This is a genomic window from Pantoea sp. Tr-811 (assembly GCF_011752535.1).
GTDB lineage: Bacteria > Pseudomonadota > Gammaproteobacteria > Pseudomonadales > Pseudomonadaceae > Aquipseudomonas.
The window spans coordinates 230027-251279 of record NZ_VWXJ01000009.1; the positions used below are offsets into that span (position 1 = coordinate 230027).

Sequence of the window (21253 nt, forward strand, 5' to 3'; positions counted from 1 at the left end):
TGGCCGCCCATTTCAGAGCGTTACACGACCAGACCGAAGTCTTAGCCGAGGCTGATCTGTACTTCCACACCTGCCGCCAGATCAAGCTTCATCAGCGCGTCAACGGTTTTATCCGTTGGCTGGACGATGTCCAGAACACGCTTATGAGTGCGAATCTCGTACTGGTCACGCGCGTCTTTGTTGACGTGCGGGGAGACCAGAACGGTGAAACGCTCTTTGCGGGTAGGCAGTGGAATTGGACCACGCACTTGTGCACCAGTACGTTTCGCGGTTTCCACGATTTCCTGGGTGGATTGGTCGATCAGGCGATGGTCGAAAGCCTTCAACCTGATACGGATTTGCTGATTTTGCATTGGATTTCAGACTCCAGGCTGTTCCCAACGGACGCACTACGCCCGCTAAAAGGAGGCGTGATTCTATAGACGCCCCAATTTAGTGTCAACCCAATAAAAAAAGCCCCCGCTGAGCGGGGGCTTTTTTCAATCGGCCGAGTGATTACTCGATGATTTTGGCTACGACGCCGGCGCCGACGGTACGACCGCCTTCACGGATGGCGAAGCGCAGACCGTCTTCCATTGCGATGGTCTTGATCAGGGTGACAACCATTTGGATGTTGTCGCCTGGCATTACCATTTCAACGCCTTCCGGCAGTTCGCAGTTACCGGTCACGTCAGTGGTACGGAAGTAGAACTGAGGACGGTAGCCTTTGAAGAACGGAGTGTGACGACCGCCTTCTTCCTTCGACAGAACGTAGACTTCTGCGGTGAACTTGGTGTGCGGCTTGACCGAACCTGGCTTGACCAGAACCTGGCCACGCTCTACGTCGTCACGCTTGGTACCACGCAGCAGAACGCCGCAGTTCTCGCCAGCACGACCTTCGTCCAGCAGCTTGCGGAACATCTCAACGCCGGTGCAGGTGGTGGTGGTGGTGTCACGCAGACCAACGATTTCCAGCGGGTCTTGAACCTTGACGATACCACGCTCGATACGGCCGGTAACAACGGTACCACGACCCGAGATCGAGAATACGTCTTCGATCGGCATCAGGAATGGCTGGTCGATGGCACGAACTGGCTCAGGGATGTAGGCATCCAGAGTTTCTACCAGCTTCTTAACAGCGGTAGTGCCCATTTCGTTGTCGTCTTTGCCTTCCAGCGCCATACGAGCCGAACCGATGATGATCGGGGTGTCGTCGCCTGGGAAGTCGTAGGTGGACAGCAGGTCGCGAACTTCCATCTCGACCAGTTCCAGCAGCTCAGCGTCGTCTACCAGGTCAGCCTTGTTCAGGAAGACCACGATGTACGGAACGCCAACCTGACGGGACAGCAGGATGTGCTCACGGGTTTGTGGCATCGGACCATCGGCGGCCGAGCAAACCAGGATCGCGCCGTCCATCTGGGCAGCACCGGTGATCATGTTCTTCACGTAGTCAGCGTGACCTGGGCAGTCAACGTGAGCGTAGTGACGAATGTTCGAGTTGTACTCGACATGAGCGGTGTTGATGGTGATACCGCGCGCTTTTTCTTCCGGAGCCGAGTCGATCTTGTCGAACTCAACGACTGCCGAACCGAAAACTTCGGAGCAGACGCGAGTCAGAGCTGCGGTCAGAGTGGTCTTACCGTGGTCAACGTGGCCGATGGTGCCGACGTTAACGTGGGGAAGGGAACGATCAAATTTTTCTTTAGCCACGACAGTGAACCTCTTGCCTAAAGGGGATTAGCCTTGTTTTTTAATGAGCGCTTCGACGATGTTCGACGGAGCCTCGGCGTATTTGGAGAATTCCATGGAGTAGCTTGCGCGACCCTGGGACATGGAACGAACGTCGGTTGCGTAACCGAACATCTCTCCGAGCGGTACTTCGGCGCGGACGACGCGGCCAGAGACCGACTCATCCATACCTTGGACCAGACCACGACGACGGTTCAGGTCACCCATCACGTCACCCAGGTAGTCTTCCGGGGTTACAACTTCGACCTTCATGATCGGCTCGAGAACCACGCCACCGCCCTTCTGGGCCAGTTGCTTGGTTGCCATCGAAGCAGCGATTTTGAACGCCATTTCGTTGGAGTCGACGTCGTGGTACGAACCGTCGAATACCGTGGCCTTCAGGCCGATCAGAGGATAACCGGCAACAACGCCGTTTTTCATCTGCTCTTCGATACCCTTCTGGATCGGGGCGATGAATTCCTTAGGAATCACACCACCAACGACTTCGTTGGTGAACACCAGACCTTCGGTGATGTTGCCCTTCTCGTCGACTTCTGGCTCCGAGAAACGGATCCAGCAGTGACCGAACTGACCACGACCACCCGACTGACGAACGAATTTGCCTTCGATCTCAACGCCGGACTTGGTGATCTTCTCGCGGTACGAAACCTGCGGCTTGCCGATGTTGGCCTCGACGTTGAACTCGCGCTTCATGCGGTCAACGAGGATGTCCAGGTGCAGCTCACCCATACCCGAGATGATGGTCTGGCCAGTCTCTTCGTCGGTCTTGACGCGGAACGACGGGTCTTCCTGGGCCAGCTTGCCCAGTGCAATACCCATCTTCTCCTGGTCAGCCTTGGTTTTCGGCTCAACGGAGAGCGAAATAACCGGCTCAGGGAAGTCCATACGCTCAAGAATGATTGGCTTCTCGATGTTGCACAGGGTTTCGCCGGTGGTCACATCTTTCATGCCGATCAGTGCAGCGATGTCGCCAGCGCGCACTTCCTTGATCTCTTCACGCTGGTTGGCGTGCATCTGCACCATACGACCAACGCGCTCTTTCTTGCCCTTGACCGAGTTGATGACCGAGTCACCAGAGGCCAGAACACCCGAGTAGACGCGAACGAAGGTCAGAGTCCCCACGAACGGGTCGGTCGCGATCTTGAACGCCAGAGCCGAGAACGGCTCGTCGTCGTCGGCGTGACGCTCGTCTTTACGAACAGCCGGGTCTTCTTTGTCCAGCTCTTTGTCGTCCGGGTTGATACCCTGAATTGCAGGAATCTCGGTCGGAGCAGGCAGGTAGTCGATGACGGCATCGAGAACCAGGGGAACGCCCTTGTTCTTGAACGACGAACCGCAGACAGCCGGAACGATCTCGCTGGCCAGGGTGCGCGCGCGCAGGCCTGCCTTGATCTCTTCGACGGTCAGCGCACCTTCTTCAAGGTACTTGTTCATCAGCTCTTCGTTGGCTTCGGCAGCAGCTTCCACCATGTTCGCGCGCCATTCTTCGGCCAGCTCGAGCATGTCCGCAGGAATTTCTTCCTCGCGGTAGGTGGTGCCTTTGTCGTCGTCGTTCCAGTAGATAGCCTTCATCTTGATCAGGTCGACCTGACCCTGGAAGTTATCTTCCGAACCGATGGCCAGCTGAACCGGGACCGGGGTGTGACCCAGACGGTTCTTGATCTGACCTACGACGCGCAGGAAGTTTGCACCGGCACGGTCCATCTTGTTCACGTAGACAACACGTGGAACGCCGTACTTGTTGGCTTGGCGCCATACGGTTTCGGACTGAGGCTCAACGCCGGAGGTACCGCAGAACACAACGACCGCGCCGTCGAGTACACGCAGCGAACGCTCTACTTCAATGGTGAAGTCAACGTGGCCGGGGGTGTCGATGACGTTTACACGGTAGTTGTCGTACTGACCAACCGAACCTTTCCAGAAGGTGGTAACGGCAGCGGAGGTAATGGTGATACCGCGCTCCTGCTCCTGCACCATCCAGTCGGTGGTCGCGGCGCCGTCATGCACCTCGCCCATCTTGTGGCTCAGACCTGTGTAGAACAGGATCCGCTCGGTAGTGGTGGTCTTGCCCGCGTCAACGTGGGCACAGATACCAATGTTACGGTAGCGGTTAATTGCTGTAGTACGAGCCATAAAGCCCTCGCAAAATGATTGATGCTTGAATTAGAAGCGGTAGTGCGAGAACGCTTTGTTGGCTTCAGCCATACGGTGCACGTCTTCACGCTTCTTGACTGCAGCACCTTTGCCTTCGGCAGCATCCAGCAGTTCGCCGGCCAGGCGCAGAGCCATCGACTTCTCGCCGCGCTTGCGGGCGTAGTCTACGAGCCAGCGCATTGCCAGAGCATTACGACGGGATGGACGAACTTCAACCGGAACCTGGTAAGTGGCACCGCCGACACGACGGGACTTTACTTCGACCAGCGGAGCGATGGCGTCGAGAGCTTTCTCGAAGATTTCCAGGGGGTCGCTGTTCTTGCGCTCTTTGACCTTGTCCAGGGCACCGTAAACGATGCGCTCGGCCACGGCCTTCTTGCCGCTTTCCATCACGTGGTTCATGAACTTGGCGAGGATTTGGGATCCGTATTTAGGATCGTCCAGAATCTCACGTTTTGCTGCTACACGACGTCTTGGCATGATAAGCCCTCAAACGGTCTTCAGGTTAGCCCGGGACGCGGGTCTTCGACCCCTGCCCGACCTTACTCTTATCGACTCAAAAAAATGGAAGTCTGCAAACGGCCGATTACTTCGGACGCTTGGTACCGTATTTCGAACGACCCTGGTTACGGCCTTTAACGCCCGAAGTATCCAGAGAGCCGCGAACGGTGTGGTAACGAACACCTGGCAAGTCTTTTACACGGCCGCCACGGATCAGGACGACGCTGTGCTCTTGCAGGTTGTGGCCTTCACCACCGATGTACGAGGAAACCTCGAAACCGTTGGTCAGACGCACACGGCATACTTTACGCAGTGCCGAGTTAGGTTTTTTCGGCGTGGTGGTGTACACACGGGTGCACACGCCACGACGCTGCGGGCAGTTCTGCAGCGCAGGAACGTCGGACTTTTCGACCGAACGCTTACGCGGCTGACGTACCAGCTGGTTGATAGTTGCCATCTACTAGCTCCACTGATTGTCTTGCGACTCTATTGTCTTGCAAGAAAGCCAAAAATTGGCGAGACGGAGCCTCACCAAATTTAAGGGTACAAAAGTCTACGGAGGATCTTGCACCCAGTCAAGACGAGGCCCCGGCCCTCCTCGCCCGATCATCGGCAACATTTCATGTCGCCGAGGGTCGTTCGAGGCTTGCCGGGGCCCTGCCCTGTACTTAGTTGCCGCTGGAGTTCAGCGCTTCGGTCAGTGCGGCTTCCACCTCACTGGCGCTTACACGCAGCGGTTTGTCGGCATCACGGCGACGCTTGCGCTCGCTGTGGTAGGCCAGACCAGTACCGGCCGGGATCAGACGACCCACGACCACGTTCTCTTTCAGGCCGCGCAGGTAGTCGCGCTTGCCGGTTACCGCCGCTTCGGTCAGTACGCGGGTGGTTTCCTGGAAGGAAGCCGCCGAGATGAACGATTCGGTCGACAGCGACGCCTTGGTGATACCCAGCAGCACGCGGGTGAACTTGGAGATGAACTTGTCTTCCCCTGCCAGGCGCTCGTTTTCCATCAGCACCTGGGTCAGTTCCATCTGGTCGCCCTTGATGAAGCTGGAGTCACCCGACTCGGCGATCTCGACCTTGCGCAGCATCTGACGCAGGATGGTCTCGATGTGCTTGTCGTTGATCTTAACGCCTTGCAGACGGTAAACGTCCTGGATCTCGTTGACGATGTACTTCGCCAGCGCGCTCACACCCAGCAGACGCAGGATGTCGTGCGGATCGCTCGGGCCGTCGGAGATAACTTCGCCGCGGTTTACCTGTTCGCCTTCGAAGACGTTCAGGTGGCGCCACTTCGGAATCAGCTCTTCGTACGGATCGCTGCCGTCGGTCGGGGTAATGACCAGGCGACGCTTGCCCTTGGTTTCCTTACCGAACGCGATGGTGCCGCTGACTTCAGCCAGAATCGAGGCTTCTTTCGGACGACGCGCTTCGAACAGGTCGGCAACGCGCGGCAGACCACCGGTGATGTCACGGGTCTTCGACGTTTCTTGCGGGATACGCGCGATAACGTCACCAACGCCGATCTGAGCACCGTCAGCCACACCTACCAAGGCGTTAGCCGGCAGGAAGTACTGGGCAGGTACGTCGGTACCTGGCAGGTACAGGTCCTTGCCAGCGGCGTCGACCATCTTGATTGCCGGACGGATTTCCTTGCCAGCGGCAGGGCGATCCTTGACGTCCAGGACTTCAATGTTGGTCAAGCCGGTCAGCTCGTCGGTCTGACGCTTGATGGTGATGTTTTCTTCCATGCCCACGAAGGTCACGGTACCTTTCAGCTCGGTCACGATCGGGTGGGTGTGCGGGTCCCACTTGGCGACGATGGCGCCAGCTTCGACCTTGTCACCTTCCTTCACGGAAATTACCGCACCGTAAGGCAGCTTGTAGCGCTCACGCTCACGGCCGAACTCGTCGGCAATGGCCAGTTCGCCGGAACGCGATACGGCAACCAGGTTACCGTCGGCACGCTCAACCTGTTTCAGGTTGTGCAGGCGCACCATACCGCCGTTCTTCACCTGGACGCTGTCGGCAGCCGAAGTACGGCTTGCAGCACCACCGATGTGGAACGTACGCATGGTCAGCTGGGTACCCGGCTCACCGATCGACTGCGCAGCGATAACGCCGACAGCTTCACCGATGTTCACCTGGTGACCGCGAGCCAGGTCACGACCGTAGCACTTGGCGCAGATACCGAAGCGGGTTTCGCAGTTGATCGGCGAACGCACGATCACTTCGTCGATGCTGTTCAGCTCGATGAACTCGACCCACTGCTCGTCGACCAGGGTACCGGCCGGAACGATGACGTCCTCGGTGCCTGGCTTGAACACGTCACGGGCAATGACACGGCCCAGTACACGCTCACCCAGCGGCTCTACAACGTCGCCGCCTTCGATGTGCGGGGTCATCAGCAGGCCCTGGTCGGTGCCGCAGTCGATCTCGGTCACGACCAAGTCTTGTGCAACGTCTACCAGACGGCGAGTCAGGTAACCGGAGTTCGCAGTCTTCAGTGCGGTATCCGCCAGACCTTTACGAGCACCGTGGGTCGAGATGAAGTACTGGAGTACGCTCAGACCTTCACGGAAGTTCGCCGTGATCGGCGTCTCGATGATGGAACCGTCCGGCTTGGCCATCAGGCCACGCATACCGGCCAGCTGACGGATCTGGGCCGCGGAACCACGCGCACCGGAGTCAGCCATCATGTACATCGAGTTGAAGGACTCTTGGTCGACTTCGTTGCCTTCGCGGTCGATGACCTTCTCTTTCGAGAGGTTGGCCATCATCGCCTTGGACACTTCGTCGTTCGCCTTGGACCACAAGTCGATGACCTTGTTGTACTTCTCGCCCTGGGTTACCAGGCCGGAGGCGTACTGGCTCTCGATTTCCTTCACTTCGTCGGTAGCGTTACCGATGATGCGGGCTTTCTCGTCCGGGATAACGAAGTCGTTAACACCGATGGAAACGCCGGAAATGGTCGAGTAAGCGAAACCGGTGTACATCAGCTGGTCAGCGAAGATCACGGTCTCTTTCAGACCCACCACGCGGTAGCACTGGTTGATCAGCTTGGAGATCGCTTTCTTTTTCATCGGCTGGTTGACCACGTCGTACGGCAGGCCTGCCGGTACAACCTGGAACAGCAGCGCACGGCCGACGGTGGTGTCGACGATGCGGGTGTTCTTGACCACCGAACCATCACGCTCTTTCACGGTTTCGTTGATACGAACCTTGATTTTCGCGTGCAGGGCAGCTTCGCCGGCGCGGAATACGCGGTCGACTTCCTGCAGGTCGGCGAACACGCGACCTTCGCCCTTGGCGTTGATGGCTTCACGGGTCATGTAGTACAGACCCAGTACCACGTCCTGCGACGGAACGATGATTGGCTCACCGTTGGCTGGCGACAGGATGTTGTTGGTCGACATCATCAGCGCGCGCGCTTCGAGCTGGGCTTCCAGCGTCAGCGGCACGTGAACGGCCATCTGGTCACCGTCGAAGTCGGCGTTGTACGCGGCGCAGACCAGCGGGTGCAGCTGGATAGCCTTACCTTCGATCAGTACCGGTTCAAAGGCCTGGATACCCAGACGGTGCAGGGTCGGTGCACGGTTGAGCAGGACGGGGTGTTCGCGGATCACCTCGGCGAGTACGTCCCACACCTCTGGCAGCTCGCGCTCGACCATCTTCTTGGCAGCCTTGATGGTGGTCGCCAGACCACGCATTTCCAGCTTGCCGAAAATGAACGGCTTGAACAGCTCCAGGGCCATCTTCTTCGGCAGACCGCACTGGTGCAGACGCAGGGTCGGACCTACGGTAATTACCGAACGGCCGGAGTAGTCCACACGCTTACCGAGCAAGTTCTGACGGAAGCGACCTTGCTTACCTTTGATCATGTCGGCCAGGGACTTCAGCGGACGCTTGTTCGAGCCAGTGATGGCGCGACCGCGACGGCCGTTGTCCAGCAGGGCGTCGACCGCTTCCTGCAGCATGCGCTTTTCGTTGCGCACGATGATGTCCGGCGCCGACAGGTCGAGCAGGCGCTTCAGACGGTTGTTACGGTTGATCACCCGACGATACAGGTCGTTCAGGTCGGAGGTCGCGAAGCGGCCACCATCCAGCGGCACCAGCGGACGCAGGTCCGGCGGCAGCACTGGCAGGACGGTCAGGACCATCCACTCAGGCAGGTTGCCCGAGCCCTGGAAAGCTTCCATCAGCTTCAGGCGCTTGGACAGCTTCTTGATCTTGGTTTCCGAGTTGGTCTGCGGAATCTCTTCGCGCAGGCGGCCAATCTCGTGCTCCAGGTCGATAGCGTGCAGCAGTTCGCGGACAGCCTCGGCACCCATGCGGGCATCGAAGTCGTCACCGAACTCTTCCAGCGCTTCGAAATACTGCTCGTCGTTCAGCAGCTGGCCCTTTTCAAGGGTGGTCATGCCCGGGTCGATCACGACGTAGCTCTCGAAGTAGAGCACGCGCTCGATATCACGCAGGGTCATGTCCATCAGCAGGCCGATACGGGACGGCAGCGACTTCAGGAACCAGATGTGGGCAACCGGCGAGGCCAGTTCGATGTGCGCCATGCGCTCACGACGAACCTTGGCCAGGGCAACTTCAACGCCGCACTTCTCGCAGATCACGCCGCGGTGCTTGAGGCGCTTGTACTTGCCGCACAGGCACTCGTAGTCCTTGACTGGGCCAAAGATCTTGGCGCAGAACAGGCCGTCACGCTCAGGCTTGAACGTACGGTAGTTGATGGTTTCCGGCTTCTTAACTTCACCGAACGACCACGAACGGATCATTTCAGGCGACGCCAGACCGATGCGGATGGCGTCGAACTCTTCGACTTGACCCTGGTTTTTCAGCAAATTCAGTAGGTCTTTCAAGGCCTTTCCTCCTGGCGGAGCAGGGAGCGGGCATTACCTGCCCCACTCCCCTTCGCGTCACGTGTTATTCGGTTTCCAGATCGATATCGATACCGAGCGAACGGATCTCTTTGATCAACACGTTGAAGGACTCGGGCATGCCCGGCTCCATACGGTGATCGCCATCCACGATGTTCTTGTACATCTTGGTACGGCCGTTCACGTCGTCCGACTTCACTGTGAGCATTTCTTGCAGGGTGTATGCCGCGCCGTATGCTTCCAGCGCCCACACTTCCATCTCCCCGAAACGCTGACCACCGAACTGCGCCTTACCACCCAGCGGCTGCTGGGTAACCAGGCTGTAGGAACCAGTGGAACGCGCGTGCATCTTGTCGTCCACCAAGTGGTTCAGCTTGAGCATGTACATGTAACCAACGGTCACAGGACGCTCGAACTTGTTGCCGGTACGGCCATCGAACAGCACCATCTGGCCGCTTTCTGGCAGGTCTGCCAGTTTCAGCATGGCCTTGATCTCACGCTCCTTGGCACCGTCGAAGACTGGGGTGGCCATTGGCACGCCTTTCTTCAGGTTGTTCGCCAGGGCGATGATCTCTTCGTCGGTGAACTCTTCCAGGTTCTCCTGACGACCACCGATCTCGTTGTAGATTTCGGTGAGGAAGGTACGCAGTTCAGCGGCTTTACGCTGCTCTTCGATCATGCGGTCGATTTTCTCGCCCAGGCCTTTGGCCGCGAGGCCCAGGTGGGTTTCAAGGATCTGACCGACGTTCATACGCGAAGGTACGCCCAGCGGGTTCAGTACGACGTCGACCGGAGTACCGTTGGCGTCGTGCGGCATGTCTTCGACCGGCATGATGACCGAGACGACACCCTTGTTACCGTGACGACCGGCCATCTTGTCACCCGGCTGGATGCGACGGCGGATTGCCAGGTAAACCTTGACGATCTTCAGTACGCCCGGTGCCAGGTCATCGCCCTGCTGCAGCTTGCGCTTCTTGTCTTCGAACTTGTCGTCCAGCAGACGGCGACGGTCGACGATGTACTGCTGAGCCTTTTCCAGCTGCTCGTTCAGTGCATCTTCAGCCATGCGCAGTTTGAACCACTGGCCGTGCTCCAGGCCGTCCAGGACTTCGTCGCTGACCACGGTGCCTTTCTTCAGGCCCGCGCCACCGTCGACCACCTGGCCGTTCAGGGCTGCACGCAGACGTTCGAAGGTTGCACCTTCGACGATGCGGAACTCTTCGTTGAGGTCCTTGCGGATCTCGTCCAGCTGCATCTTCTCGATGGCCAGGGCGCGGCTGTCGCGCTCGACGCCATCACGGGTGAAGACCTGTACGTCGATGACGGTACCCTTGGTGCCGGTAGGCACGCGCAGGGAGGTGTCCTTAACGTCGCTGGCCTTCTCACCGAAGATTGCGCGCAGCAGTTTTTCTTCCGGCGTCAGCTGGGTTTCGCCTTTTGGCGTGACCTTGCCGACCAGGATGTCGCCAGCGCCGACTTCGGCACCCACGTAGACGATACCGGCTTCGTCCAGCTTGTTCAGCGCAGCTTCACCCACGTTCGGGATGTCCGCGGTGATTTCCTCTGGGCCAAGCTTGGTGTCACGGGCCACACAGGTCAGTTCCTGGATGTGGATCGTGGTGAAGCGGTCTTCCTGAACCACACGCTCGGACAGGCAGATGGAGTCTTCGAAGTTGAAGCCGTTCCACGCCATGAACGCGATGCGCATGTTCTGACCCAGAGCCAGTTCACCCATGTCGGTGGACGGGCCGTCGGCCATGATGTCGCTGCGCTGGACCTTGTCACCCTTGCTGACCAGCGGACGCTGGTTGATGCAGGTGTTCTGGTTCGAACGGGTGTACTTGGTCAGGTTGTAGATGTCTACACCGGCTTCACCGGTCTCGACTTCGTCGTCATTGACGCGCACAACGATACGGCTGGCGTCGACCGAGTCGATCACACCACCGCGGCGAGCAACCACGCAGACACCGGAGTCACGGGCAACGTTGCGCTCCATGCCGGTACCTACCAGCGGCTTGTCGGCACGCAGGGTTGGTACAGCCTGACGCTGCATGTTCGAACCCATCAATGCACGGTTGGCGTCGTCGTGCTCAAGGAACGGAATCAGCGAGGCAGCAACGGAAACAACCTGCTTCGGCGAAACGTCCATCAGGGTGACGTCTTCCGGCGCCTTGACGGTGAATTCGTTCAGGTGACGAACGGCTACCAGCTCATCGATCAGCTGCTTCTTCTCGTTCATCGCGGCCGAAGCCTGGGCGATGACGTGATCGGCTTCTTCGATAGCCGACAGGAACACGATGTCGTCGCTGACAACGCCTTCCTTCACCACGCGGTACGGGCTTTCCAGGAAGCCGTACTGGTTGGTGCGGGCATAGGCTGCCAGGGAGTTGATCAGACCGATGTTCGGACCTTCAGGAGTCTCGATCGGGCACACGCGGCCGTAGTGGGTCGGGTGTACGTCACGGACTTCGAAGCCGGCGCGCTCACGGGTCAGACCACCTGGGCCGAGTGCGGAGACGCGGCGCTTGTGGGTGATCTCGGAGAGCGGGTTGTTCTGGTCCATGAACTGCGAGAGCTGGCTGGAACCGAAGAACTCTTTCACCGCCGCCGCTACCGGCTTGGCGTTGATCAGGTCTTGCGGCATCAGGCCTTCGCTTTCGGCCATCGACAGACGTTCCTTGACCGCACGCTCTACACGTACCAGGCCAACGCGGAACTGGTTCTCGGCCATCTCGCCAACGCAACGAACGCGACGGTTACCCAGGTGGTCGATGTCGTCGACGATGCCTTTGCCGTTACGGATATCGACCAGGGTCTTGAGAACCTCGACGATGTCTTCCTTGCTCAGCACGCCCGAACCTTCGATCTCGGTACGACCGATACGACGGTTGAACTTCATGCGGCCAACGGCGGACAGGTCGTAACGCTCGGCGCTGAAGAACAGGTTGTTGAACAGGGTTTCGGCAGCATCCTTGGTCGGCGGCTCGCCTGGACGCATCATGCGGTAGATCTCGACCAACGCTTCCAGCTGGTTGCTGGTGGTGTCGATCTTCAGGGTATCCGAGATGAACGGACCGCAGTCGATGTCGTTGGTGTACAGGGTCTCGATGCGAACGACCTGAGCCTTGGCGATCTTGATCAGCAGCTCGGTGGTCAGCTCGGTGTTGCACTCGGCCAGGATCTCGCCGGTGGCCGGGTGAACGATGGCCTTGGCGGTGGTGCGGCCGAGCACGTACTCCATCGGCACGTCCAGCTGGCTGACACCGGCCTTCTCGAGCTGATTGACGTGGCGCGCGGTAATACGGCGGCCCTGCTCGACGATGACCTTGCCGCTGCCGTCAAGGATGTCCATGACCGCAACTTCACCACGCAGACGCTGAGGCACCAGTTCCAGGCTGAGTTTCTCGCCGGAAATGTGGAACACGTTGGTGGTGTAGAAGGTGTTGAGCACTTCTTCAGTGCTATAGCCCAGCGCGCGCAGCAGTACCGAGGCCGGCAGTTTGCGGCGACGGTCGATACGCACGAACACGCAGTCTTTCGGGTCGAACTCGAAGTCCAACCACGAACCGCGGTAAGGGATGATGCGAGCGGAGTACAGCAGCTTGCCGGAGCTGTGCGTCTTGCCACGGTCGTGGTCGAAGAACACACCAGGCGAACGGTGCAGCTGGGAAACGATTACTCGTTCGGTACCGTTGATTACGAAGGTACCGTTCTCAGTCATCAGGGGGATTTCACCCATGTAGACTTCTTGCTCTTTGATGTCCTTGATCGCTTTGTTCGACGATTCCTTGTCGAAGATGATCAGGCGCACCTTGACCCGCAGTGGGACCGCGAAGGTCACGCCACGCAGGACACATTCCTTCACATCGAAGGCGGGATCGCCCAGGCGGTAGCCTACGTACTCCAGGGCAGCATTGCCGGAGTAGCTGATGATCGGGAATACCGACTTGAAGGCCGCGTGCAGGCCGACGTCACGGAACTGATCCTTGGATGCTCCCGCTTGCAGGAATTCGCGATACGAATCCAGCTGGATGGCCAGAAGGTATGGCACATCCATGACGTCCGGCAACTTGCTAAAGTCCTTGCGGATACGTTTTTTCTCAGTGTATGAGTAAGCCATCAGCGTTCCCCAGCTTGGTCACCTGCTTGTTTGGCTTCTCCCGGCGGGAGCAGCCAGAAAATCGTGCAAACCCCTTGGTTTGCGCACCCACATGGGTGTCTTGCAGCGTGTTATCGGGGCCGGATTGACCAGCCACCAATAACGGAAAAAGGCCGGTGGCATAAGCCACCAGCCATCAGCCTTTCGCTCAACGCTCAGGCTGGCATCGCAAAGTCGAGATTACTTCAGCTCGACTTTAGCGCCTGCTTCTTCCAGCTTCTTCTTAGCGTCTTCAGCGGCTTCTTTCGAAACGCCTTCAGCTACAACCTGAGGAGCGCCGTCGACTTTCTCTTTGGCTTCTTTCAGGCCCAGACCGGTCAGTTCGCGAACGGCTTTGATCACGTTCACTTTCTTGTCGCCGGCTTCAACCAGAACAACGTTGAACTCGGTCTGCTCTTCAACAACGGCAGCAGCAGCAGCTGGGCCAGCAGCGGCAACAGCAGCGGTAACGCCGAAGGTTTCTTCCATTGCTTTGATCAGCTCAACAACTTCCAGAACGGTTTTCTGGCCGATTGCTTCGATGATTTGTTCGTTAGTCAGAGACATGACTTAAATCCTGTATTGGGGTGACAGCCTACGCAGCCATCAAATTAAACGTATGATTTTGAAAGAGTTTCGCGTGCCTTAGGCAGCGGTAGCTTCTTTCTGGTCGCGAATGGCTGCCAGAGTACGAGCCAGCTTGCTGGTAGCGCCTTGGATCACGCTCATCAGTTTCGCAATAGCTTCGTCGCGGGTCGGCAGGGTAGCCAACACGTCGATCTGGTTCGCTGCAATGAAATTGCCGTCAAACGCAGCTGCCTTGATCTCGAACTTGTCCTGACCCTTGGCGAACTCTTTGAACAGACGAGCAGCAGCGCCCGGGTGTTCGTTGGAGAAAGCAATCAGGGTCGGGCCTTTGAACGCGTCGTTGAGGATCGAAAATTCGGTGCCTTCAACAGCGCGCTTGAGCAGGGTGTTACGTACGACACGCACGTATACGCCAGCTTCGCGGGCCTCTTTACGGAGTCCGGTCATTGCGCCTACAGTCACACCACGGGCATCGGCCACGACAGCGGACAGAGCGACTTTGGCAGCCTCGTTGACTTCAGCGACGATGGCCTTCTTGTCTTCGAGTTTAATTGCCACGGGTTTACTCCTGGTTTTTACCGTTTCATCTGGCCGAAGCCGGATGTCGTTTTGGTGTCTGATTCGGTAACGAATCGGGAGCACCATCTGCGTGGGCTGGGGTTTTAAGGCTTGCGCCGCCTACGGTCTTGGATAGCCCCCGCCAGGCAGGGACCCCAATTTTTGCGGGTGGCGCGACAGGTCGCGCCACCAAGTTCTTACACGTTCAGCGAGCTCTGATCGATGACCAGACCTGGGCCCATGGTGGTGCTCAGGGTAACACGCTTAACGTAGATACCTTTCGAGGAAGCTGGCTTGATACGCTTCAGGTCAGCGATCAGGGCTTCAACGTTTTCCTTCAGCTTGTCAGCTTCGAAGCCGATTTTGCCAACGGAGGTGTGGATGATACCGTTCTTGTCGGTACGGTAGCGAACCTGACCAGCCTTGGCGTTTTTGACAGCGCCGGCTACGTCTGGAGTCACGGTACCTACTTTCGGGTTAGGCATCAGGCCGCGAGGACCCAGAACCTGACCCAGCTGACCTACAACGCGCATGGCATCAGGCGATGCGATAACGACGTCATAGTTCAGGTCGCCGCCTTTCATTTCGGCAGCCAGATCATCCATACCTACGCGGTCAGCGCCGGCAGCCAGAGCGGCTTCAGCAGCTGGACCCTGGGTGAAGACAGCAACACGTACGGTCTTGCCAGTGCCGTGTGGCAGCACGGTAGCGCTACGAACGACCTGGTCGGATTTACGTGGGTCAACACCGAGGTTAACGGCGATGTCGTAGGACTCTACGAATTTGGCAGCCGGCAGCGAAGCGAGCAGGGTTGCGGCTTCTTCGAAGTTGTAGGCCTTGCCTGCTTCGATCTTCTCGGCGATTGCCTTTTGGCGCTTGGTCAGCTTAGCCATTACACACCCTCCACGTTCAGGCCCATGCTGCGGGCAGAGCCAGCGATGGTGCGTACAGCTGCGTCCAGGTCAGCGGCGGTCAGATCAGCCTGTTTAGCCTTGGCGATATCTTCCAGCTGAGCACGGGTAACGGTACCGACTTTAACGGTGTTCGGGCGAGCCGAACCACTGGTCAGGCCAGCAGCTTTCTTCAGCAGAACCGAGGCAGGGGTGCTCTTGGTCTCGAAGGTGAAGCTACGGTCGCTGTAAACAGTGATGATTACTGGAGTCGGCAGGCCGGCTTCTTGACCCTGGGTACGGGCGTTGAAGGCCTTGCAGAATTCCATGATGTTCACACCGTGTTGGCCCAGAGCTGGACCAACGGGTGGGCTTGGGTTGGCCTGGCCGGCCTTAACTTGCAGCTTGATGTAAGCCTGAATCTTCTTAGCCATGAGCTACTCCAAAATCGGGTACGAACGCCAGATGGCTCCCCGGATGACTTGCGTTTTATCCCAGTGACGACAAAACCCCGCAGCACACAGGGCTGCGGGGTATGGGATGCTGTGTCCGCCTAGACCTTTTCGACCTGGCTGAACTCGAGCTCCACCGGAGTAGAGCGACCGAAAATGAGCACTGCAACCTGCAGGCGGCTCTTTTCGTAGTTAACCTCTTCGACACTACCATTGAAGTCAGCGAACGGACCGTCAATGACTCGAACCACTTCACCTGGCTCGAACAGCGTCTTCGGCTTCGGCTTGTCGCTTCCGTCGGCAACGCGACGCAGGATAGCCTCGGCTTCTTTATCGGTGATTGGCGCAGGCTTGTCTGCCGTGCCGCCGATAAAGCCCATCACACGAGGGGTGTCCTTGACCAAGTGCCAAGTCCCTTCGTTCATCTCCATCTGGACCAGTACATAGCCAGGGAAGAATTTACGCTCACTCTTGCGCTTCTGGCCATTGCGCATTTCAACGACTTCTTCGGTCGGAACCAAGATCTCGCCGAAACCGTCTTCCATGCCAGCCAGCTTGACGCGCTCGATCAGGGAGCGCATTACATGCTTCTCGTAACCCGAGTAAGCATGCACAACATACCAACGCTTAGCCACGGGACACCTTTAGCCAACGATCAGGGAGACCGCCCAGCCGAGCAGGGAATCAAGACCCCACAGCAGCAGTGCCATAACCAGCACGACAGCCACGACAATCAGCGTGGTCTGGGTGGTTTCCTGGCGGGTCGGCCACACGACTTTACGAATCTCGGCACGCGCTTCCTTCGCCAGCGTAAAGAACGACTTACCCTTCGCGGTCTGCAGGGCTACGAAGCCAGCGACAGCAGCCAGGGCGAGAAGTGCAAGGACGCGGTACAGGATCGGGGATGCGGAGTAATACTGATTACCCACGACACCGACAACCACCAAAGCCACTACAGCCAGCCACTTGAACAGATCGAAACGCGAATCTTGGGCTTCAGTTTTGGGAGTCATCGAGGAGGATCCTGTAAGAAGAAAGCCATCACACCGAGGTGAAATGGCAGGTCAGGAGGGAATCGAACCCCCAACCTACGGTTTTGGAGACCGTCGCTCTGCCAATTGAGCTACTGACCTGTAACGCTGCATCAGGCCGGCTATTATACCGGCCCGATCAAAGAAATCAACTACTTATTCAATAATCTTTGCTACGACGCCGGCGCCGACGGTACGACCGCCTTCACGGATGGCGAAGCGCAGACCGTCTTCCATTGCGATGGTCTTGATCAGGGTGACAACCATTTGGATGTTGTCGCCTGGCATTACCATTTCAACGCCTTCCGGCAGTTCGCAGTTACCGGTCACGTCAGTGGTACGGAAGTAGAACTGAGGACGGTAGCCTTTGAAGAACGGAGTGTGACGACCGCCTTCTTCCTTCGACAGAACGTAGACTTCTGCGGTGAACTTGGTGTGCGGCTTGACCGAACCTGGCTTGACCAGAACCTGGCCACGCTCTACGTCGTCACGCTTGGTACCACGCAGCAGAACGCCGCAGTTCTCGCCAGCACGACCTTCGTCCAGCAGCTTGCGGAACATCTCAACGCCGGTGCAGGTGGTGGTGGTGGTGTCACGCAGACCAACGATTTCCAGCGGGTCTTGAACCTTGACGATACCACGCTCGATACGGCCGGTAACAACGGTACCACGACCCGAGATCGAGAATACGTCTTCGATCGGCATCAGGAATGGCTGGTCGATGGCACGAACTGGCTCAGGGATGTAGGCATCCAGAGTTTCTACCAGCTTCTTAACAGCGGTAGTGCCCATTTCGTTGTCGTCTTTGCCTTCCAGCGCCATACGAGCCGAACCGATGATGATCGGGGTGTCGTCGCCTGGGAAGTCGTAGGTGGACAGCAGGTCGCGAACTTCCATCTCGACCAGTTCCAGCAGCTCAGCGTCGTCTACCAGGTCAGCCTTGTTCAGGAAGACCACGATGTACGGAACGCCAACCTGACGGGACAGCAGGATGTGCTCACGGGTTTGTGGCATCGGACCATCGGCGGCCGAGCAAACCAGGATCGCGCCGTCCATCTGGGCAGCACCGGTGATCATGTTCTTCACGTAGTCAGCGTGACCTGGGCAGTCAACGTGAGCGTAGTGACGAATGTTCGAGTTGTACTCGACATGAGCGGTGTTGATGGTGATACCGCGCGCTTTTTCTTCCGGAGCCGAGTCGATCTTGTCGAACTCAACGACTGCCGAACCGAAAACTTCGGAGCAGACGCGAGTCAGAGCTGCGGTCAGAGTGGTCTTACCGTGGTCGACGTGGCCGATGGTGCCGACGTTGACGTGGGGAAGAGAACGATCAAACTTTTCCTTAGCCATCGATACAATCCTCCGCAGAAGAAATAGTCTTACGCTGATAAAACAAAGGCAGATATTTTCATATCTGCCTTGTTTATATGGAGCTCTTGAGCGGACTTGAACCGCTGACCTCACCCTTACCAAGGGTGTGCTCTACCAACTGAGCTACAAGAGCGAAACACTTTGTGCAAAATCCAGCAAACTTGGAGCGGGTAGCGGGAATCGAACCCGCATCATCAGCTTGGAAGGCTGAGGTTCTACCACTAAACTATACCCGCGGAGCTTGCGGCTCTCGCTAAAACTGGTGGAGGGAGAAGGATTCGAACCTTCGAAGCTCTCGCAACGGATTTACAGTCCGTCCCCTTTGACCGCTCGGGAATCCCTCCAGATGTGGCCGGCATTCTATGTTGCTGCCGTCCTAGTGTCAAGCTTTTTTTCAAATTTTTTCAATCAAATCTGAAACTTAGCTGCTTTGACACTCGCTTCCAGTTCTGCCACCTAAGTGGTGTTCCCTGTGAAGCGGGCGCCATTCTATCAAGCTATTCGCCAGTTGCAATACCCTGGCAGAAAATAATTTTATGTTTTAAGTCTTTGAAATCGTTGGAAAGAGTGGCGAGGACGGTTTGGTCCAGCAAACGCTCGCTTTCAGGGGCAATCTTGAGCCACAAGCCATCTGCTCCTGGCAGCTGCCCAGACACTGGCAAAGCCGAAATATCCAGGCTCAGCAGGCGTTGGCGCAGCTCATCGAGCTGTTCGCGCCGCGCCAGGCCACCGACTACCAGGCATTCATCCCGGCGCCGGGGCGTAGCGGAGCCCGTTTCGCGCAACAGGCGGATTTCCTGCTGGCTTCCTTTATAGAGCGACAGCGGCGCTACATCCTTGGCCTTGAGCGGGGCTTCCTGTTGGTGCCAGACGTAATAGAAGACGTTGAGCACCAGCAACAGCAGAAACAACCAACGCATAAGCACCTCAGCTCAATGGGCAGGCCATTGCCAGGCCAACGAATACCAAGTCGGGAACGATACGCGCCTGCGGCGCAGCCTCGCGGACCAGCGGCGCATCACCACCGGTAAGGAACACGGTGAAATCATCCCCCCACAGCGCCTTTGCCTGCTCCAGCTGGGTACGGGCAAAACCCTGCAACATCAACACGCAACCACGCTCGACGGCTTCGACCGTAGAGCGTCCAGGTGCCAGGCTGCTCAGGGCGCGTTCGGCCGAGGCATCGTCGTAGCGAATCCGCCGGGTGTGGGTACGCAGCTGGCTGCGCATCAAAGGCATGCCCGGGCAGATGTAGCCCCCCAGGTGCTCGCCGTCCGCGGCGACGAAATCAGCTTTCGCCGCAGTGCCCAGGTCGATCACCAGGCAGGCCCCCTTGGCCAGGTGGAACGCCCCAAGCGCAGCCAGCCAACGATCCATGCCCAGGCGCTGGTAGTCTTCATAGCCATTGCGCACCCCGGCCATCTGCTGGGCAGGCTCGGCTACCCGCGCCGTGACCGAGAATGCCTTGGCAATCAGGGCACAGAGGGCAGCGGTTTCTTCCTCGCTGCGCACACTGACAATTCGGCAACCGGTGAGGCGCAGCACTGCCAGCGCACTGACTTGATCGACCAGCGCTTGGTCGGCATCGACAATGCCACCGCCGACGATCGTGGCGTCAGCCGCGTGGATGACACGCCACTTGATAAAGCTGTTCCCGCAATCGAGCTCAAGAATCATCACGCAACCTCAAACTGAGCTCACCACCACTGAAGCTCTTCTCCACGCCATCGACCTCAAGGCGCAAGCCGCCCTGCCCGTCCACACCCAGCACCACACCATCGATTCGGGTGGTTCCGGCAATCAGCGACACCTTGCAGCCCTGCCACAGATGCGCCTGTTCCCATTCTTCCTGGAAGGCTGCGAAACCGTAGCGGCGATGGCGCGCCAGCTCATGCTGCAGCTGCTGGCTGAGCATGGCCACGAGGCGATTGCGATCAATTGTCGCACCCACTTCACGGCGCATGGAGGTCCACTGCTGATCGACCTGCTCATTGGCCTGCATGTTCACATTGATGCCGATACCCAGCACCACATGGCACACATCCGCCGGGTCGCCGACCAGCTCCAGGAGTATCCCGGTAATTTTCTGGCCGCCCACGAGCACATCGTTGGGCCATTTGAGGCCAACATCTTTTACACCGAAAGCCTGCAGGGTGCGCATGACCGCCAAACCCACCACCAGGCTCAAGCCTTCGAGCTGGCGCATGCCACCTTCAACCCGCAGCACCAGGCTGTAGTAAAGGTTTTCAGCAAAAGGGCTTACCCACATGCGGCCGCGACGACCGCGGCCGGCACTCTGGCGCTCTGCCAAGACCAGGAACGGCGCAACCTGGCCTTCGCCGGCAAGGCGCAGGCCCTCGGCGTTGGTCGAATCGATGGTGTCATGGATGAATACGGGCCACTGCTCGCCCTCAGCCGCCGCAGCAATCGCCTGGGCATCGAGCAAGGCCAATGGTGCGGCCAATTGGTAGCCTCGACCACGCACTTTATGAATGGAGAGGTTCAACTCGCTTTCCAGGTGCTGCAGCTGCTTCCAAACGGCGCTGCGACTTACCCCGAGGGCTGCCCCCAAGGCTTCTCCGGAATGGAACCGGCCATCCTTGAGGAGATTCAACAACTTCAGCATGCCAGTCTCGACTTGGAATAAGGCTGGCATGATAGCTAGGGGTCGTTGGCTTGCATAGGAAAAGGGCTGCCAGCGCCTCGCGATCCCCTGCGGGATGGGTGCCCAACCTGGTAGAAGCGAGCAAAGCTCGCCATTCGATCGGCCAGGCGCCGCGTATCTCAAGAAATTAAACGCCAGAAAAGACAAAACCCCTACCTGCTCGCGCAGATAGGGGTTTTGCGAAATGAATCTTGACGATGACCTACTCTCACATGGGGAAACCCCACACTACCATCGGCGATGCATCGTTTCACTACTGAGTTCGGGATGGGATCAGGTGGTTCCAATGCT

17 protein-coding genes, 4 tRNA genes and 1 rRNA gene are annotated in these 21253 nt (G+C 58.1%); all 22 read right to left on the reverse strand.

The window, feature by feature from the left end:
- Positions 1–41 precede the first annotated feature (41 nt).
- Positions 42–353, reverse strand: a complete 312-nt coding sequence (gene rpsJ, locus F3J44_RS15980; protein WP_003186070.1) for a 30S ribosomal protein S10 — start codon at positions 351–353, stop codon at positions 42–44.
- Between the two features lie 142 nt (positions 354–495).
- On the reverse strand, positions 496–1689 hold the full coding sequence (gene tuf, locus F3J44_RS15985; RefSeq protein ID WP_167063054.1) for an elongation factor Tu: 1194 nt from the start codon (positions 1687–1689) through the stop codon (positions 496–498).
- Between the two features lie 27 nt (positions 1690–1716).
- Positions 1717–3861: an elongation factor G gene (gene fusA / locus F3J44_RS15990; protein WP_167063066.1), complete on the reverse strand. Its 2145-nt coding sequence runs from the start codon at positions 3859–3861 to the stop codon at positions 1717–1719.
- Positions 3862–3891: 30 nt separating this feature from the next.
- Positions 3892–4362: a 30S ribosomal protein S7 gene (gene rpsG / locus F3J44_RS15995; RefSeq protein WP_008089143.1), complete on the reverse strand. Its 471-nt coding sequence runs from the start codon at positions 4360–4362 to the stop codon at positions 3892–3894.
- Between the two features lie 106 nt (positions 4363–4468).
- A complete protein-coding gene (gene rpsL / locus F3J44_RS16000) occupies positions 4469–4840 on the reverse strand; it encodes a 30S ribosomal protein S12 (RefSeq protein ID WP_003255492.1) in 372 nt (123 codons plus the stop codon).
- A 211-nt stretch (positions 4841–5051) separates the two neighbouring features.
- Positions 5052–9251: a DNA-directed RNA polymerase subunit beta' gene (rpoC, locus tag F3J44_RS16005; protein WP_167063063.1), complete on the reverse strand. Its 4200-nt coding sequence runs from the start codon at positions 9249–9251 to the stop codon at positions 5052–5054.
- 64 nt (positions 9252–9315) lie between these two features.
- Positions 9316–13389: a DNA-directed RNA polymerase subunit beta gene (rpoB, locus tag F3J44_RS16010; protein WP_167063060.1), complete on the reverse strand. Its 4074-nt coding sequence runs from the start codon at positions 13387–13389 to the stop codon at positions 9316–9318.
- A 219-nt stretch (positions 13390–13608) separates the two neighbouring features.
- On the reverse strand, positions 13609–13974 hold the full coding sequence (gene rplL / locus F3J44_RS16015) for a 50S ribosomal protein L7/L12 (RefSeq protein ID WP_003255496.1): 366 nt from the start codon (positions 13972–13974) through the stop codon (positions 13609–13611).
- Between the two features lie 78 nt (positions 13975–14052).
- Positions 14053–14553 carry a 50S ribosomal protein L10 gene (gene rplJ, locus F3J44_RS16020; RefSeq protein WP_009681245.1) on the reverse strand — a complete coding sequence of 167 codons (501 nt, stop codon included), beginning with the start codon at positions 14551–14553 and terminating at the stop codon, positions 14053–14055.
- A 197-nt stretch (positions 14554–14750) separates the two neighbouring features.
- Positions 14751–15446, reverse strand: a complete 696-nt coding sequence (gene rplA, locus F3J44_RS16025) for a 50S ribosomal protein L1 (RefSeq protein ID WP_103448758.1) — start codon at positions 15444–15446, stop codon at positions 14751–14753.
- Positions 15446–15877 (reverse strand): 50S ribosomal protein L11, encoded by a 432-nt coding sequence (gene rplK, locus F3J44_RS16030; RefSeq protein WP_003255500.1) that lies wholly within the window; start codon positions 15875–15877, stop codon positions 15446–15448. The genes rplA and rplK overlap by 1 nt, the downstream gene beginning before the upstream one ends.
- Positions 15878–15996: 119 nt before the next feature.
- A complete protein-coding gene (gene nusG, locus F3J44_RS16035; protein WP_003255501.1) occupies positions 15997–16530 on the reverse strand; it encodes a transcription termination/antitermination protein NusG in 534 nt (177 codons plus the stop codon).
- Positions 16531–16539: 9 nt separating this feature from the next.
- Entirely contained in the window at positions 16540–16908 is a 369-nt protein-coding gene (gene secE / locus F3J44_RS16040; RefSeq protein ID WP_167063057.1) for a preprotein translocase subunit SecE, read from the reverse strand.
- 44 nt (positions 16909–16952) lie between these two features.
- Positions 16953–17028: transfer RNA gene (locus F3J44_RS16045), tRNA-Trp, on the reverse strand.
- Between the two features lie 54 nt (positions 17029–17082).
- A complete protein-coding gene (tuf, locus tag F3J44_RS16050; protein ID WP_167063054.1) occupies positions 17083–18276 on the reverse strand; it encodes an elongation factor Tu in 1194 nt (397 codons plus the stop codon).
- A 78-nt stretch (positions 18277–18354) separates the two neighbouring features.
- A tRNA-Thr gene (locus tag F3J44_RS16055) sits at positions 18355–18430 on the reverse strand.
- A 29-nt stretch (positions 18431–18459) separates the two neighbouring features.
- Positions 18460–18533 (reverse strand) — tRNA-Gly (locus F3J44_RS16060).
- A gap of 24 nt (positions 18534–18557) precedes the next feature.
- Positions 18558–18641: transfer RNA gene (locus F3J44_RS16065), tRNA-Tyr, on the reverse strand.
- 153 nt (positions 18642–18794) lie between these two features.
- Complete coding sequence (locus F3J44_RS16070; RefSeq protein WP_205299919.1) at positions 18795–19223, reverse strand: hypothetical protein; 429 nt, start codon at positions 19221–19223, stop codon at positions 18795–18797.
- A gap of 1 nt (position 19224) precedes the next feature.
- Entirely contained in the window at positions 19225–19974 is a 750-nt protein-coding gene (locus F3J44_RS16075) for a pantothenate kinase (protein WP_167063051.1), read from the reverse strand.
- Entirely contained in the window at positions 19964–21109 is a 1146-nt protein-coding gene (gene birA, locus F3J44_RS16080; protein WP_205299920.1) for a bifunctional biotin--[acetyl-CoA-carboxylase] ligase/biotin operon repressor BirA, read from the reverse strand. Before birA ends, F3J44_RS16075 begins: the two co-directional genes overlap by 11 nt.
- Before the next feature lie 42 nt (positions 21110–21151).
- Positions 21152–21253 (reverse strand): 5S ribosomal RNA (gene rrf, locus F3J44_RS16085); the annotation flags it as partial.

Excerpts from the sequence above, each read along its gene's own strand:
- rpsJ (WP_003186070.1), bottom strand. The coding sequence starts at position 353 with ATGCAAAATCAGCAAATCCGTATCAGGTTGAAGGCTTTCGACCATCGC.
- fusA (WP_167063066.1), bottom strand. The coding sequence starts at position 3,861 with ATGGCTCGTACTACAGCAATTAACCGCTACCGTAACATTGGTATCTGT.
- rpsG (WP_008089143.1), bottom strand. The coding sequence starts at position 4,362 with ATGCCAAGACGTCGTGTAGCAGCAAAACGTGAGATTCTGGACGATCCT.
- rpsL (WP_003255492.1), bottom strand. The coding sequence starts at position 4,840 with ATGGCAACTATCAACCAGCTGGTACGTCAGCCGCGTAAGCGTTCGGTC.
- rpoB (WP_167063060.1), bottom strand. The coding sequence starts at position 13,389 with ATGGCTTACTCATACACTGAGAAAAAACGTATCCGCAAGGACTTTAGC.
- rplL (WP_003255496.1), bottom strand. The coding sequence starts at position 13,974 with ATGTCTCTGACTAACGAACAAATCATCGAAGCAATCGGCCAGAAAACC.
- rplA (WP_103448758.1), bottom strand. The coding sequence starts at position 15,446 with ATGGCTAAGCTGACCAAGCGCCAAAAGGCAATCGCCGAGAAGATCGAA.
- rplK (WP_003255500.1), bottom strand. The coding sequence starts at position 15,877 with ATGGCTAAGAAGATTCAGGCTTACATCAAGCTGCAAGTTAAGGCCGGC.
- secE (WP_167063057.1), bottom strand. The coding sequence starts at position 16,908 with ATGACTCCCAAAACTGAAGCCCAAGATTCGCGTTTCGATCTGTTCAAG.
- tuf (WP_167063054.1), bottom strand. The coding sequence starts at position 18,276 with ATGGCTAAGGAAAAGTTTGATCGTTCTCTTCCCCACGTCAACGTCGGC.
- F3J44_RS16075 (WP_167063051.1), bottom strand. The coding sequence starts at position 19,974 with ATGATTCTTGAGCTCGATTGCGGGAACAGCTTTATCAAGTGGCGTGTC.